Source organism: Pontibacter toksunensis (genome assembly GCF_042686245.1).
GTDB classification, from domain to species: domain Bacteria; phylum Bacteroidota; class Bacteroidia; order Cytophagales; family Hymenobacteraceae; genus Pontibacter; species Pontibacter toksunensis.
The window spans coordinates 166,410-182,143 of record NZ_JBHUOX010000007.1 but is presented as its reverse complement, the minus strand read 5'-3'; the positions used below and the strand labels follow the sequence as shown (position 1 = coordinate 182,143).

Sequence of the window (15,734 nt, the reverse complement as noted above, 5' to 3'; positions counted from 1 at the left end):
GAGTTCAAATGTTGCTAATGCATCCAAATCACCTTCTACCCTGTTTAATTTAAGCCTTCTTTACCATACTTCTTCCTCCTGTTATACCTGTTTCTCACTCTCCTGGCACACCACAACCTTCTGCTTATAGGAGCAATTCTTTTTTGTACAGTAGGCATCTTATAGTACCGTTATGTAACCCAATTGGCAAAACTATTGCACTTTCTGAAGTGATTGTCCGGCACCGCATGAAACGACTTAGTGTTTTTATCGTTTCAGATTAAAGGCACCAACTTTATTTAAGTAGGACAATAACGAAATAACTAATGCAATATAAACAACTACCGGTTCAGCATAATGAGAGAGGAGAAATCCGGAAGGTCGGCTTTGAGCTGGAGTATGCGAACGTGAACATAGAAGAGTCTGTGCGAATCATTCAGGAGCTATATGGTGGCAAGGAAGAGATAGAACACCGCTTTTCCCGAAAAGTGACAGGCACCAGCATTGGTGACTTCTCTGTGAAGATTGACCTGAAACTACTGAACGAGAAGACTTATAAGGAGCCACTCGATAAACTGAATATTAATTTGCAGGATATCAGCATTGGAAACGGCACTTTGGAAGATGAAGTAGAAATCGCGCTGGAGAGTGTCATCAACAAAGTGATACCTTACGAAATCACCACTCCTCCTGTCCCTTTCACAGAAATAGAGGTGTTCGAGAAGCTGCGGCAGACTTTGTACGAGCACAACGCAAAAGGAACTGAGGCTTTCATTACAAATGCTTTTGCCACCCACATTAATCCGGAGACACCCGGAACCGATGCAGAAACTATCCTGCGGTATATCCAGGCTTTTTTGCTTCTGTACCCCTGGCTGGTAAAAGAAGGCGAAACGGACTTTGCCCGAAGAATGACAGCCTTTATCAGTCCTTTCCCCGAGGAGTATGCAGACTTGGTCCTGTCGCCGGAATACCACCCGGACATCGAGAAACTCATTGACGACTACCACCAGCTTAACCCGGACCGTAACCGCCCCTTAGACATGTACCCGCTCTTTGCGGCCATCCGGGAAGAACAAGTGAACCAGTATAGAGATTTGGGGAATGTAAAATCGCGGGAGACCTTCCATTACCGGCTGCCAAACAGTTGGGTGTCTAAACCTGACTGGACACTGGCAAGGGAATGGAACAACTGGGTAGTACTGGAAGAGCTGGCGAATGACCCTAAGAGACTAGCGCATATGAGCAAAGAATATTTAGCGCTGAAGGAAGACACGCTCATCGGATTTGATTCTAAATGGACTAAAGAGACAGGAAAGTGGCTAACATAAGAAAGAAATTTAAGATAAACAGAGACAGACCAACCATTGGCGTGACAGGCCCCGACCGAGGGGGTGGCGTCGCCTGGTTCTTTACAGCTTTTGCCGTCTGGATTGCAGGCGGAAAACCCGTGCGAATTACCCCTTCCAATCCCCGCACTGCTGATGGTCTACAGGGCCTCATTATTGGTGGCGGGGCCGATGTGGACCCTACTACGTACCAGCAGGAAAATGTAATAGATGAATACCTCGCCAGAACCATTAATGCGCCTGACAGGAACATCTTTCAACGTGTCGGCCGTTTTACCCGCTGGCTCTACTACCCTGCCTTGTTCTTTGCCCGAAAACTCTTTAGCCGGAACAGAAAAAATGCCTCTAGGTTAGACCGCGACCGCGACCACCTCGAGTTTCAACTCATAGACCAGGCTGTAAAGAAAAACTTACCTGTGATGGGTATTTGCCGTGGCTCCCAACTGCTTAATGTTTATTTCCGGGGCACGCTTTACCAGGACATCAACACTTTCTACTTAGAAGAGCCTAATCCTACAAGTATTTTTCCGGTGAAGAGAGTGAATATAAAACCTGGCAGTAAACTGGCCGATGTGTTAGGCGTGCGACAGTTGGAAGTAAATGCTTTGCACAGCCAGGCGGTGAAAGAACCGGGCAAAGGTATAGAGATTGTCGCCCGTGAGCCAAATGAAGTAGTACAAGGTATAGAGAACCAGAACCAGGAATACATAGTAGGCGTACAGTGGCACCCGGAGTACTTGCCAACTCACAAAAGCCAGCGCCGCCTCTTCAAAACACTCGTGCAGCATGCCTGCCAGGTTCATGTGCAGATTGAAGACAAGGATATGGAAGAAGCACTTGCTAGCCCACGGGCAGCGGCTCTTGAAGAAATGGAGCGGCAGGAAGAAGAAATGATGATGAGTGAGTTGAATAAGAACCTGTAGTTGCTGCCCCTTTAAAGCTAGACGAATGTTATAAAGAAAGTATTGCTCCCAACCCCGCTTTGTCTGAAGCGGGGTTGGGAGCAATACTGTTGTTTTAAGCAAGCTATTCTATTCTGCAGTTGATGGCGCAGGGTCAGGGGGATGGACTCAATGAATAAGACGCTGTGTCTTTTATCCAAAAAGAACTTTACTTATGCTGCTTACTACTCCTACCTATGCTGCTCATACTTATTCGGCTCAACCGCCTGCTGCAGCGCTTTCATTTCTTCTTCATTCAGTGGTGAGGCTTCTGCTACCTGTAGCGCGTCCTGCAGGTGCTTCTTTGTTCTGATTCCCAGTACAGCAGATGTCACAGCAGGATGGCCTATTGTAAATCGGGCAGCAACTTCTGCTGCTGTTCTACCCCTGTCAGCTAATTGCTTTACAGCGCCAGCGGCCCTCTTCACCTCTTCTTCTGAATGGCTGAGGTAATCTTTTGCTGGCTTATTCAGCAGCAGCCCCTGCGCATAGCTGCCCCTGGCCAGCACCCCAATGTTGTGCTCCTGCAACAGGTCAAAGCAAGTCTCCTCCGGCCGCCTGTCCAGGAGGCTGTACTGCATCATTACAGAAGCAAGGTGTGAGCGCTTCACGTACTCCCTGATCACATTCGGCCTGATAGAGGAAATGCCGTAAGCGCGAATCTTGCCCTGCTGCTTCAGTAGCTCAAAAGCTTCGATGGTTTCATCTATCGGGTCTTGGATTGTGCCGCCATGTAGTTGGTACAGATCAATGTAATCTGTTTGCAGGCGCTTCAGACTTTCCTCTACAGCCTGCAGTATATAAGCCTTTGTAGGATTCCAGTCCCAGCCGCTTCCATCGCATCTCCATTGGTTTCCGACCTTAGTGGCTAACACTACCTTGTTGCGCACGCCTCTGAAAGCTTTGCCTACCCTACTTTCATTTTCCCCTTTCTGATACAAATCGGCCGTGTCAAAGAGGGTGATGCCTTTGTCCAAAGCCTGGTGCAACAGCGCAGCGTTAGCCGAGTGGTTTTCTCCTAACGACATACACCCGAAACTTACTTCGCTTACCTCCACCTCTGAACTACCTAGCTTATTATATTTCATACACCTGTTTATCTGCAGAACGCACAGGCTCCTGCCCGTTTATTCCAGTTTAAGTTTAGTTTCCGTTAGCGGATTTCTCAGCATAAAGTTTCTCGTTCCTGAAAGGCACCAGCGCCAATACCACCGCCTGCTCATACAACTCTTTCCTGTCGAGCACATCGCCGGTTAGGATACCAATGGCACCGCCTTTCTGCTTTGAATTAGAATGATTGAAGACCATGTCATCGGCTGTGCCGAGCTCTATACCCTGCTCCACCAATTCAGAGACAGCACGAGGCAGGAAGAATGTACCGGAGCGGGCTTTGCCCTGCAGTTCCTTCGATTTAACAACAACCCAGGCAAAGGCAGCCAGCTCGTTCTGTATCACAGCCACTCCTCCCTCTATACCCACCCAATAGTCAGCATGCGGAAAAGAGACAAAAGCATTCTGCACCCTGTTCGTGGCTCCTTCCAGTGTTTCTGCATCCGTCATGGGTTGGTCTGCCACATCAGAAGGAACAGAAACGGGTTCTGTTTTGAATTGTACATCAGGAAACATACGCTGCAAACCACCCAAAGCAGCGTTTACTTTAACCGGGTTAGCCGAAGCAATAACAACTGTTTTAATGCTCATTTATAGTCAAGTTTTGAATCTGTCTGTCCTCACTCCTGCACTGGCATGCCGGTGCAGAGCGGTCTATAAATATTAGAAGTATTTTGAATGGAACCAAAGATGAGATTAAATAAAAGTGCCACCAGTTAGAGGTGGCACTTCAGGAAGCGTGTAAGTCTTTGCTCTATGACGCTGATTTTCTTACATAGATATGTGCAGTATATAGTAGCTTTTGAGTTATTGGTGAAAATACACGACATCGGCCAACTTAAAATCAGAAATAATAAAGCATAATCTACACTCTCACTTTTAACCCATTACCAAACCTCATTCTCAAGAGCTTACCACAACGCATGCACACTTGACCTGATGTATTTGTTATACACTTCCTGGACGCCCTGCATCTGCTCATCAGAAAGAGCTGGCAGCTCGGCAGCTTTTATGTTGGAGTCAATCTGTGCCGGTTTGGAGGCTCCTGGTATAACAGTGCTTACTTCTTCCGCCATCAATACCCAACGGATAGCCCATGCCGCTAAAGGCTCCTGCCCCGGAAATAGCCTTTTCAGTTCCTCTACGGCTTCCAGTCCTAAATCAAAATCAACTCCGGAAAATGTCTCTCCTTTGTCAAAAGCCTCGCCGTTCCTGTTGAAGTGGCGGTGATCATCCGGGCTGAAAGAAGTTTGGTGGCTCATCTTACCTGTCAGCAAACCACTGGCTAATGGCACCCGCACAATAATTCCGACGTTGTTATCTTTTGCCTTAGTAAAGAATTCCTCACTCGGTTTCAGTCTGAACATGTTATAGATGATCTGCACCGTCGTCACGTTCGGATACTGCATCGCCATCATCGCCTCCTCTACCAACTCCACGCTCACCCCCAGGTTGCGGATTTTGCCCTGCTCCTTCAGTCGCTCGAATGCTTCAAAAATTTCAGGCCGACGGTAGATTTCAGTTGGCGGGCAATGAAGCTGAATCAGGTCAATTGTGTCTTGTTTCATGTTCCGAAGGCTCTCCTCCACGTAACCTGTCAGCCGATCCGGTGTATACCCCTCCGGCGTGTGTGGCTGAATCTGGCGGCCACACTTTGTAGCAACAAAAACATCCTCTGAGCGGCTTTTTACCACCTTCGCGACTGCAGCCTCGCTTTCTCCTGCACTGTACACATCTGCCGTATCAATGAAGTTTACACCCGCATCTATGGCTTTGTTTATAATATTTTCGGCGTTCTGCTCATTAAAAGGCTCCCCCCACCGGCCGCCTACCTGCCATGTACCCAATGACACTTCTGATACTCTGAATCCTGTTTTCCCTAAGGTTCTGTATTGCATAAATTAGATACTTTGATATTTCAAAATTACATTAGTTCGCCTACTTCTTCTGTTTGCTGTTTGGTCACAAACAGCGTGCGTGTTGGGTAGGCAAACTCAATTCCGCGGTTCTGAAACTCCTCGAAAATCCGCAGGTTTATTTTTTGCTGCACATCCATGTACGTGTTGTAGTCAGAAGAAAGAACATAATAAACAGTTTCAAAATCCAGGCTGGAGTCGCCGTAGGCGGAAAAGTGAGACCTGTCGAACTCTACGGGCTGTTGCTCCATAATTATGGACTTTATTAGTCCCGGGATTTCCTGCACATGCTCGAGGGAAGTCTGGTAAACCACACTGATGCTGAACAGAATCCTGCGCCGCTGCATGCGCTTATAGTTATGGACACGGGAATTTGTCAGGTCGCTGTTTGAGAACACCAGCTGCTCACCCGAAAGACTTTTTACCCGGGTAGTTTTTACACCAATGTACTCTACCACTCCTTTTTTATCTTCCACTATGATGAAATCACCTACTTCGAACGGCCTGTCAAAAAAGATAACAAAGTAGTTGAACAAGTCACCCAGTATGTTTTGGGCGGCAAGGGCAATGGCAATACCACCTATACCCAGACCAGCGATTACTGCCGTGACATCATACCCCAGGTTATCAAAAAGGAAGACAAGCCCGACAAACCAGATCAGCACGTTCATGATGAGCATCAGGCCACCCAACTGCTTCACTTTCTCCTCACCATTGGTTTGCCTCCGGACATAAGACCGGAGCATAACAAGTATGGCACTCGACACAAAGCGGATGATGAGAATGGTAACGGCAATGGTAACAGCTATTTCCAGGAACTTGGAAAGTCGCGGGGTGAGCACCAGGTAATTGATGGCGGCATAGATAACGGTAATTGATAAGGCAGGAATTCCGAAGCGGGAAATCCCTTCCACCACATAATTATCAATGGAGGTGGTAGTGCTTGCTGTCCACCTGATGATACGGTTTAAGACTATCTTCTTAAAAAGGAAGATGAGAAGGAAGCCTAAGAGCAGGATTCCAAGGGCAATTAAATAATCCAGTACCGTATTTCTGAAGTAGGTTCTTGTTAATAATTCGTTTAGTTCATTCAGTTCAAATTCAGGCATTTTGGTTTATGTATTTTGTTTCAGTTTGTTAGTAATACTTAGTAATGCTACTATGTATTTCCTGTTCATCAGGCAGAATTGTGTACGTTTGATCAGTTATTTTGGCACAACATTCTGCTGTTTTTCGACCTGCAGCTTTTGCAAAAATAGCAAATAAGCAGAACAAGGGCAGATTAATCACCCAACCAATGAAGGCATATAGTGACAAATCAGCAGGATTCAGCATTAAAAGCAGGAAACAATTAAACTCATAATTCTACTTGCTTCCCCTGCAGAACTTGTACAATACCAAGTGACAGGCTATTCAGGAAGCTTATACTACCTGCGGTTTTAGCTATTGCCCTGAAACCGGTGTGTATGCCCCTGAAGAGCGCTAAACCTCAAAATTAGCCCACTGCCTGGCATTTTTACACCCGCTGCTTCCGCCTATTTGCTGTTGTCTCTCCAGGTAAAACTCACCATCTGCCAGCCAGGTTATAGGAAGTGAAGCTTAATTGGGCAAAACGTTTACGCTTAGGGCAAACATTTTTCTGTTTAACCGTTAATAACAATTAATACCTTAAAGCTTTATTCATACATCGCTGACTTTAGATATTATAGATCCTGTCTGATTTCATTTTAGAACATTTTTCGTTAATTTCGCTTTATAAGAACTACAACCCGGACATATAACTAAAAATAAAACATGTCAGAAATTGCTGAAATTATTGTAGAAGGTAAATCCTATCAAATGCCGATTGTGGTGGGTACTGAAGATGAAAAAGCCATTGACATTTCATCTTTCCGCTCTGCGTCAGAAGGCTATATCACCTTAGACCCTGGATACAAAAACACAGGCGCCACCACCAGTGCCATTACTTTCCTGGATGGTGAGAAAGGCATACTTCGCTATAGAGGCTATCCGATTGAGCAGCTAGCTGAGCAATCGAATTTTATAGAAGTATCCTACCTGCTTATATATGGATCTCTTCCTACTGCGCAGGAACTAAATGATTTCAGCGAAAGAATCAGCCGTCATACCCTTGTGAATGAGGATATGCGCAAAATTCTGGATGGGTTCCCGGCTACTGCGCACCCTATGGGAATTCTTTCTGCCTTGGTTTCCTCGCTTACTGCTTTCTATCCGGAGTCACTTAAGTCGAACCAGTCGCAGGATGAAATGGATCTTTCTGTTATCCGTTTAATGGCAAAAATGCCTACGATTGCTGCCTGGTCTTATAAAAACTCGATCGGCCATCCGGTTATTTACCCTAAAAACAAGCTGGACTACGCCTCCAACTTCCTGAACATGATGTTTTCCTATCCAACAGAGGATTACGAGGTGGACCCGGTGGTAGTAGATGCACTGAACAAGCTGTTGATTCTGCACGCCGACCACGAGCAGAACTGCTCCACGTCGACCGTACGCCTGGTGGGTTCAGCACATGCCAGCCTTTATTCTTCTGTATCTGCTGGTATCAGTGCCCTGTGGGGACCGCTGCATGGTGGTGCCAATCAGGCAGTAATTGAGATGCTGGAAGCAATCAAGGCAGATGGTGGCGACTCTAAGAAATTCATTGAGAAAGCAAAAGACAAGAACGACCCATTCCGTCTGATGGGCTTCGGGCACCGGGTGTACAAGAACTTTGATCCGCGCGCCAAGATCATCAAGAAGTCAGCGGATGATGTGTTGGCTGCCCTTGGTGTGAAAGACCCGATCCTGGACATAGCAAAAGAACTGGAAGAGGCGGCTCTGAATGATTCATACTTTGTGGAGCGTAAGCTTTACCCGAACGTAGACTTTTACTCTGGTATTATCTACCGTGCCATTGGTATACCTACCAACATGTTTACTGTCATGTTCGCCCTTGGCCGCCTACCAGGTTGGATTGCCCAGTGGAAAGAAATGCGTGAGAACAAAGAGCCTATTGGCCGTCCACGCCAGATATATGTTGGTGAGACTGAGCGCGACTACGTTGCTGTAGAAAAAAGATAGTTTATATATCAAATAAAAAAAGAAAGGCTGATTTTAGAATCAGCCTTTCTTTTTTTATAGCTCTTATCATTTCGGCCAAAGAGGAAAATCTGTTACTAAACCGGATTGACTGTTCCCATTCTTCACTTTGGGCAGAGATGACAAATGGAAGAATAATAAGGAATCTCTTGAACCGTATTCCATAGAAACAAGCAGCATTGACAGTATGTAAGCCTGTCTAAGCTTCCGTGGCTAAGCCTGTGGCAATGCACGCTGAACTAATATTCCATCTTAACTGTCTTTCCTCTGCAAGCCGAGAGGCTTCGTCCTTGGGCATCGCACTGTGTAAAGAAGCTGCCGGGGGTAAGGGCCCCCTCTTACTCAGGCTGCCTCACTGCGTGCGGCACCGCAGCATTTACAATAAAGGCTCCCCTACCCCCAAGGCGCTCAACCTAAAGATTTGGAATACTTTCACTGCGTGCTAGAGAAAATAAAATGCGTTAGAGTTTTGGAAGGAGTGAGATAGGGTAATTCACGCGTTCGAAAAACGAAAGACGAACAACGATAAACGAAATTACAGCACCCGCATCTCAATCCGGCGGTTTAGTTGGCGGTTTTCTTCTGAAGTGTTTGGCTGAACAGGCTTACTTTCTCCGTATCCTTTGTAGCTTAGCCGGTCTTTGCTGATACCGTGGCTGCCCAGGTAATCCACTACGGCTTTCGCACGCTTCTCTGACAGGATCTGGTTATCCTTATCGGAGCCAACGTCATCGGTATGGCCGGCAATCTCCATCTTTACCTTCTCGTTCTGCTGCAGAAATTTCACAAGCTTATTCAGCTCCGTCTTCGACTTACGTTCCAGGTTATATTTCCCGGTATCGAAGAACAGGTTGTTCAGCACCACGGCAGCACCTGCTTTTATAGGTTCCAGGTACACGTCCAGCGCCACCGGCGAGAGTGATTTAGGTGAAGTATAGTCAAAGCTCAGGCTGCTCATCAGGTAGTCAGGGGCGCTTACGTAAAGGGCATACTGCTTTCCTTCTGTAAGCACGACCGTGTATTCCCCGTTCACCATGTCTGAGTTTACCTGCTGCACCAGCGAATCGTTTTCCACGTTATACAGCTGAACCTGGGCGGCTAAGGGCTTTTTGGTGCTTTTGTCGAACACGCGGCCCTGCGCATAGGTGCTGTTCTCGCTGCTGCGCCAGGCTGCAGGCACATCAAACCGATACAGCTGTATGGTGGCAGCACCGGCATCCGTATTTCCCTGTCTTGAATAATACCCAACGGTATTGTCAGGAGTAATAAAAAGAGAGCCTTCGTCGGCGTGCGTATTGAGCGGGTACCCTAAGTTCTGGGGTTCAGACCACTTCTTGTTCTCCTCGCGGGTTGTTTTAAAGATGTCCAGCCCCCCCAGCCCTAAATGACCATCACTCACAAAGTAAAGCGTAGAGCCACTCGAATGAATTGATGGTGCCATATCGCGGCCAGTAGAGTTAACAGAAGATCCCAGGTTCACAGGCTGCTGCCATGATCCGTCCTCGTTCAGGTGAGACACCCATATATCCTCTTTGCCCACTCCCCCACTACGCGTGGAGGAAAAGTACAGGGTGCGGCCATCAGCTGATAGGCTGGGCTGAGAATCCCAGGCTCTTGAGTTTACCACTTTTCCCATGTTCCGTGGCTTGCTCCATTCATCCCCTGTTCTGAAAGAGATGTACAGGTCACAATCGCCCTGGCTGTCGGGGCGGTTGCAGGAAGTAAACACCAGGGACTTCCCATCTCCTGAAATGGTGGCAGCGCCTTCGTTGGCATGCGTGTTGATGGCCCTAGAAATAGGAAGCGGATCCTGCCACTCTCCTTTTACCCGCTCACTTATAAAAATATTCTCATCGTGATCAGGCCGGGAGGAGGTTCTGGCAGTGTAAATAAAATACCGCTGATCCGCAGTGGTATACGGGAAGTACTGTAAGCCAAACCTGTTGAGGGTGCCGGACATTTGCACAGGGTCAAAGTCAACAGGCTGCTGCATGGCCTGCAGGGCAAACTCTGCTGTTTTAACCTGGCTCCGGGCCCAATCCACCAGTTTCGGGTTTCTTGGCTTTGACTTCAGAAAAGCCTCATAATTCTCTTTGGCCAGTGCATACTCTCCCCTGTCAAACTGTAGATCAGCCAAATCAAAATAGTAGCCACCATACGCTGGGCTATACGGAACAAGCTGCAACCCTTTCTGAAGAAGGTTGTAGACCGCCACTTTGTTTCCCATCATCTTGTTGAGGTTGGCGGCCCGTATATAGGCTTCAATAAACTTTGGGTCTTTGTCTATCGCTTCTGCTAAAGCTTCAAGGGCGCGGTTAAAGTCCCGTGCACGTGCATACTCATCTGCTTTCTCATATAAACGCTCCGCCTTAGCCGAGTTGGTGCTTAATTTTTGATTTTGTGCAAAACCGGCCGTGGCAATGCAAAATGCCAGGAGAAAAACTGCAAGCAGATGTTTATACATAAGGTAATTAAGGGATGTCCATATATTTATGCGTTTGTAGCGAAACACGCCATTTCGGATTCTCCTTGACGTATTCTACAATCAGCGGCATAATGTCGTTAACTTTACTCCACTCGGGCTGCAGGTAAAGCTTGCAATGATCCCCCACCAGTGCAGCGTGCTCTTCAGCCCATTTAAAGTCGCTTCTGTTAAAGATAATAACTTTTAGCTCATCTGCAAAAGGATACACTGTTGCATCAGGTGCCTTAAACTTCTTAGGAGAAAGGCACACCCAGTTCCAGGAGCCGCTGATAGGGTAAGCGCCGGAGGTTTCGATTAGCGTCTGGATGCCCCGCTGCTGCAGTTGCGACGTCAGGGGTTGCATGTTATAAAGTAAAGGCTCACCACCCGTAATCACCACAGCTTTTCCGGGAAAGGCATCGGCCATCTCCACAATGTCTTCCGTTCTGGTGAGCGGGTGTTGCTCCGCATCCCACGACTCTTTGACATCGCACCAGTGGCAACCCACATCGCAGCCCCCAAGCCGGATAAAATAAGCGGCAGTACCCGAGTTGGCACCCTCGCCCTGTATAGTATAAAAAGCCTCCATCAACGGGAGTTCATTGCCGTCTTTCGGCACCGTATGTATGGAGGCAGTCTTGTATGCTTTTGTAGATAGTTCCAATGTTATTTCTCTACGGCACTGCCATGTATGGCAGTGCCCTGTTGTATTACCATTTTATTTCTGCTGATGTTGGCCTCTGATTACACAGAACCTGCAATTTAGCTAAAAAACAAACATGCACAGCGGCTCCTTCCGTTCCCTGCTAATGTTATACCGGCAGTTTTTGCAGCTTATTTTATGCAGCTGACAATAAAAGTTCAAAAAAATTAGCATTTGTCTAAAACAGGCACTACTTTGGAGCATCTTAAGCAATGAAACACGGAAATAATATATCACTCCTTTCTCTTTCCCTTCCTAAGGGATGGTCTGTCGTGTCCGTTTCTTTCTCTTCTGTTACCACTACTATTATTACGACCCCTGGTGGGGTTGTGCATTACATATCGTCCCGTTCATAAGTACCACGCTATCGTGGTCTTAGCCTCCTGTCAGGCATTTTCTCCTTATTCAGTACTTAAATACAACCTTTTATGCTGGTTTTAAAATTTGGCGGCACCTCCGTGGCAAATGCGCAGGCTATACTACAGATTGCCGCAGTCTTGAAAGAAAAAGCGTACCCGCGGAACATGGTAGTCGTGGTTTCGGCCATGTCTGGCGTAACAGACATGCTCATCTCGTGTTATCAGAAAGCTGCTGGGCACGATGCATCCTACCACGAGGTTATCCAACAACTGGAGACGAAACACATGGAAGCCATCGAACAACTGATTCCGTTCAGCTACCAGATAGATGTAAAGGGAAAAGTGAAGCTCCTGCTTCGGGAACTGGAGGATATTTGCCAGGGGGTGTTCCTGCTGGATGAGCTGAGTGACGGCATCAAAGCCCGAATCATGTCTTATGGCGAGTTGCTGTCCTCTTCTATTGTGTCCGTGGCATTCAATCACCAGGATTTGCCGAACACACTGATAGATTCGCGGGACTACATTGTAACAGACAACAATTACCTGAACGCAAAGGTAGACCAGAAAAAAACCTTCGCCCTTATCAAGGATCGCATGGCAGATGCTGCTTTAACCATTGCTCCCGGTTTTATCTCCCGCACCGACACAGGCAAGACCTCTGTGTTAGGGCGTGGCGGCTCTGATTACACGGCCTCTATTTATGCGGCGGCACTGGATGCAGAACGCTTGGAGATATGGTCTGATGTGGATGGCATGTATACCGCTGATCCCCGGAAAGTGAAGGCAGCCCACCCGATAAACGAGCTGAGTTATAAGGAAGCCATGGAACTGGCTTATTTCGGCGCCAAGGTACTTTACCCTCCTACCATAGCACCACTGGTGGCCGCTCAAATCCCGCTGATGCTAAAGAATACGTTTAACCCGTCTCATAAAGGCACCCTGATTACGGCATCTCCTGCTACAGGCCAGAACAGCATAAAAGGAGTTTCCTGCATCGATAACATTGCACTTATCACGTTGAGTGGCAGTGGCATGGTAGGTGTGCCGGGTATTGCGATGCGGATGTTTAAAGCGGTGGCTACACAGAACATCAACATCTACTTTATCACGCAGTCCTCTTCAGAGCAAAGCATCACCATTGCCATGGCCGATCAGGAAGGGCAGCCTGCGCTGCAGGCTTTGACAAAAGAATTTGCACAGGATATTGAGGCGAACGATGTAGACCCGGTTAGCCTGGAGCCGCACATGAGCATTGTGGCCATTGTGGGGAACGGAATGATTCAGCAGCCGGGTATTGCCGGAACGATGTTCTCTATCCTAGGTAGTCACAGCATTAATATCAGAGCGATTGCGCAGGGAGCAACAGAGCGTAATATCTCCATTGTAGTTCGGGGCGAAGACGCCGTGAGAAGTGTAAACCTGCTGCACGACAGTTTTTTCTTAGTTAAAAAAGATAAACAAGCTGAAGCGTTGGCTTCATGAAGTACGTCAGATATGAATGAACCAGAATTTATAAAGGTCTTTGCACCAGCAACTGTCGCGAATGTATGCTGCGGATTTGATGTGCTGGGCTTTGCCCTCGATCAACCCGGCGATGAAGTGTGGGTGCGCAAAAAAGATACACCCGGCGTTACTATATCTGCTATTGAAGGCATCAGTGGCCTCTCGTTTGACCCGGAGGAAAACGTAATCGGGGTAGTTGCACAGAAAATACTCGCAGCCCTGGATGCACCATGTGGTGTTGAGCTGCAGCTGCGCAAAGGTATGCCGGTAGGCAGCGGGCTTGGCAGCAGCGCAGCCAGTTCGGCAGCTGCAGCCTATGCCGTTAACGAAATGCTCGGCAAGCCATTCACGACAGAAGAACTCGTTGTTTTTGCCATGGAAGGCGAGCGTGTTGCCTCCGGGTCTGCGCACGCCGATAATGTGGCCCCTTCCCTGCTCGGCGGGTTTGTGCTGGTCAGAAGCTATGACCCGCTGGATATTATACCACTAGGCGTGCCGGTAGAGCTGTACTGCACCTGTGTGCATCCGCTAGTAGAGTTAAAGACATCACTTGCCAGAAGCATTTTAAAAAAAGAAATTCCGATGCAAAAAGCCATCCGGCAGTGGGGCAACCTGGCAGCCCTGATGGCTGGCCTGCTAAAGGGAGACTATAGCCTGATCAGCCGAAGCCTCCATGATGAGATTTTTGAGCCGGAGCGCGCTTTCCTAATACCGCTGTTTAAGCAGGCAAAGCATGCTGCCATCGATGCCGGTGCCCTAGGAGCAGGTATATCCGGCTCTGGCCCTTCTATTTTTGCCTTGTCGGCCACGGAAGAAGGGGCACAACAGGTAAAAAGGTCCATTGAGCAGGTATACCTCTCCAGCGGCATCGAGTTAAATGCCTATGTTACACAGGTTCCTGAGCAAGGGGCACGGGTTATACAGCAACCATCCTTACACGCACACGCATGAAATTTTATTCTACCAACCGCTCATCCCCCGAAATGAGCTTCAAGGAAGCTGTCATCCAGGGGCTTCCACAGGACAAGGGTTTGTTTTTCCCGGAGCATATTCCGGCCTTACCTTCTTCTTTTTTCGAGGAGCTGCCAGACATGGCCCTCCCGGAGATTGCCTTCGAAGTTTTAAAGCATTTCACAGCACCTGACATCACGCCAGATGCGCTCCGTGCCATTTGTAAGGAAGTATTTACTTTCCCCATTCCCTTGGTAGCGGTGGAAGAAGGAATATATGCGCTGGAACTGTTTCATGGTCCTACATGCGCTTTCAAAGATGTGGGAGCGCGTTTTATGTCGCGCTGTTTACAAGCCTTTGCCGAGCCGAACAAGCCGGTGACAGTGCTGGTAGCCACTTCCGGCGACACGGGCAGTGCTGTAGCCAATGGCTTTTTGGGAGTAGCCAATATTGAGGTGGTGATTCTGTATCCAAAAGGTGGAGTGAGTGAAATTCAGGAGATGCAGTTCACCACGCTGGGCCAGAACATAACATCCGTTGCCGTAGAAGGAACATTCGATGACTGCCAGCAACTGGTAAAACAGGCTTTCTCTGACGAAGCACTGAACAACGAAATGAGGCTGTCTTCCGCCAATTCCATTAACGTGGCACGCTGGTTACCGCAGATGGTATACTACTTTCATGCCTGGGGGCAGTGGCGCAGGCAGCATCCGGAAAAAGATGCTGCCGGGGCTACGTTTGCTGTGCCGAGCGGCAACTTCGGGAATTTGGCAGCGGGTGTTTTAGCCCGTCAGATGGGCTTGCCTGTTCGCCATTTCATTGCCGCCACCAACCGGAACAAGGTAGTGCCGGCTTACCTGGAGACAGGTGAATACACTCCTGTGCCGTCGGTTTCAACCATTGCCAATGCCATGGATGTGGGTAGCCCTAATAACTTCCCGCGCATTCAGGAAATGTTTGGCAACAACTACGGGCAACTGAAGCAGGTTCTGAAAGGATACTGGACAGATGATGCACCCATCCGTTCCGCCATTCAGGAGGTGAAGCAACAGCACGATTACCTCCTGGACCCGCACGGAGCTATAGCATACCTGAGCCTGAAACAACATCTACCTGTGCTTAAAACAGATGGCATTTTTCTTGAAACAGCACACCCTGCCAAGTTCAAGGGAAGTATAGATGATATACTTGGTTCTGATATTGCACTGCCGGAACAGCTGCAGGCTTTCCTGAACAAGCCGAAGCAGTCAGGCAGCATCGGGAACAGCTACAGCGAGTTTGCCGCTCTGCTCCAGGAGCAGCACAAGCTACAGTCGCAGCCCTGAGAGGTGCAGAGATAAAAAATAAAAGAAAAACC

12 protein-coding genes are annotated in these 15,734 nt (G+C 48.0%); 6 read left to right on the top strand and 6 right to left on the bottom strand.

Annotation, left to right across the window (positions count from 1 at the left end):
* Positions 1–305 precede the first annotated feature (305 nt).
* On the top strand, positions 306–1,310 hold the full coding sequence (locus tag ACFS7Z_RS11775; protein WP_377484706.1) for an amidoligase family protein: 1,005 nt from the start codon (positions 306–308) through the stop codon (positions 1,308–1,310).
* The gene (locus tag ACFS7Z_RS11770) at positions 1,298–2,251 is read left to right on the top strand and encodes a gamma-glutamyl-gamma-aminobutyrate hydrolase family protein (RefSeq protein WP_377484704.1); all 954 of its coding nucleotides are present in this window, start codon (positions 1,298–1,300) and stop codon (positions 2,249–2,251) included. The genes ACFS7Z_RS11775 and ACFS7Z_RS11770 overlap by 13 nt, the downstream gene beginning before the upstream one ends.
* 209 nt (positions 2,252–2,460) lie before the next feature.
* On the opposite strand, the gene ACFS7Z_RS11765 is transcribed toward ACFS7Z_RS11770, so the two are convergent.
* The 4 genes from ACFS7Z_RS11765 to ACFS7Z_RS11750 all read right to left on the bottom strand — a co-directional run bounded on the left by ACFS7Z_RS11765 (position 2,461) and on the right by ACFS7Z_RS11750 (position 6,404).
* Entirely contained in the window at positions 2,461–3,357 is an 897-nt protein-coding gene (locus tag ACFS7Z_RS11765; protein WP_377484702.1) for an aldo/keto reductase, read from the bottom strand.
* A 55-nt stretch (positions 3,358–3,412) separates the two neighbouring features.
* A complete protein-coding gene (gene yjjX / locus ACFS7Z_RS11760; protein ID WP_377484700.1) occupies positions 3,413–3,970 on the bottom strand; it encodes an inosine/xanthosine triphosphatase in 558 nt (185 codons plus the stop codon).
* Between the two features lie 320 nt (positions 3,971–4,290).
* Positions 4,291–5,277 carry an aldo/keto reductase gene (locus ACFS7Z_RS11755; RefSeq protein ID WP_377484698.1) on the bottom strand — a complete coding sequence of 329 codons (987 nt, stop codon included), beginning with the start codon at positions 5,275–5,277 and terminating at the stop codon, positions 4,291–4,293.
* A 26-nt stretch (positions 5,278–5,303) separates the two neighbouring features.
* Entirely contained in the window at positions 5,304–6,404 is a 1,101-nt protein-coding gene (locus ACFS7Z_RS11750; protein WP_377484696.1) for a mechanosensitive ion channel family protein, read from the bottom strand.
* A gap of 685 nt (positions 6,405–7,089) precedes the next feature.
* On the opposite strand from ACFS7Z_RS11750, the gene ACFS7Z_RS11745 reads away from it, so the two are divergent.
* Positions 7,090–8,379 carry a citrate synthase gene (locus tag ACFS7Z_RS11745; protein WP_377484694.1) on the top strand — a complete coding sequence of 430 codons (1,290 nt, stop codon included), beginning with the start codon at positions 7,090–7,092 and terminating at the stop codon, positions 8,377–8,379.
* Positions 8,380–8,932: 553 nt separating this feature from the next.
* Here the strand turns inward: ACFS7Z_RS11745 and ACFS7Z_RS11740 are convergent.
* On the bottom strand, positions 8,933–10,861 hold the full coding sequence (locus ACFS7Z_RS11740) for an OmpA family protein (protein WP_377484692.1): 1,929 nt from the start codon (positions 10,859–10,861) through the stop codon (positions 8,933–8,935).
* Between the two features lie 7 nt (positions 10,862–10,868).
* Entirely contained in the window at positions 10,869–11,450 is a 582-nt protein-coding gene (locus ACFS7Z_RS11735; protein ID WP_377484766.1) for a 7-carboxy-7-deazaguanine synthase QueE, read from the bottom strand.
* 542 nt (positions 11,451–11,992) lie between these two features.
* Between ACFS7Z_RS11735 and ACFS7Z_RS11730 the strand changes: the two genes are divergently transcribed.
* The 3 genes from ACFS7Z_RS11730 to thrC are packed head-to-tail and all read left to right on the top strand — an operon-like array spanning position 11,993 to position 15,702.
* Positions 11,993–13,405, top strand: a complete 1,413-nt coding sequence (locus tag ACFS7Z_RS11730; RefSeq protein WP_377484690.1) for an aspartate kinase — start codon at positions 11,993–11,995, stop codon at positions 13,403–13,405.
* 12 nt (positions 13,406–13,417) lie between these two features.
* Positions 13,418–14,377: a homoserine kinase gene (locus ACFS7Z_RS11725; protein WP_377484688.1), complete on the top strand. Its 960-nt coding sequence runs from the start codon at positions 13,418–13,420 to the stop codon at positions 14,375–14,377.
* Positions 14,374–15,702, top strand: a complete 1,329-nt coding sequence (thrC, locus tag ACFS7Z_RS11720; protein ID WP_377484686.1) for a threonine synthase — start codon at positions 14,374–14,376, stop codon at positions 15,700–15,702. Before ACFS7Z_RS11725 ends, thrC begins: the two co-directional genes overlap by 4 nt.
* Positions 15,703–15,734: the final 32 nt, after the last annotated feature.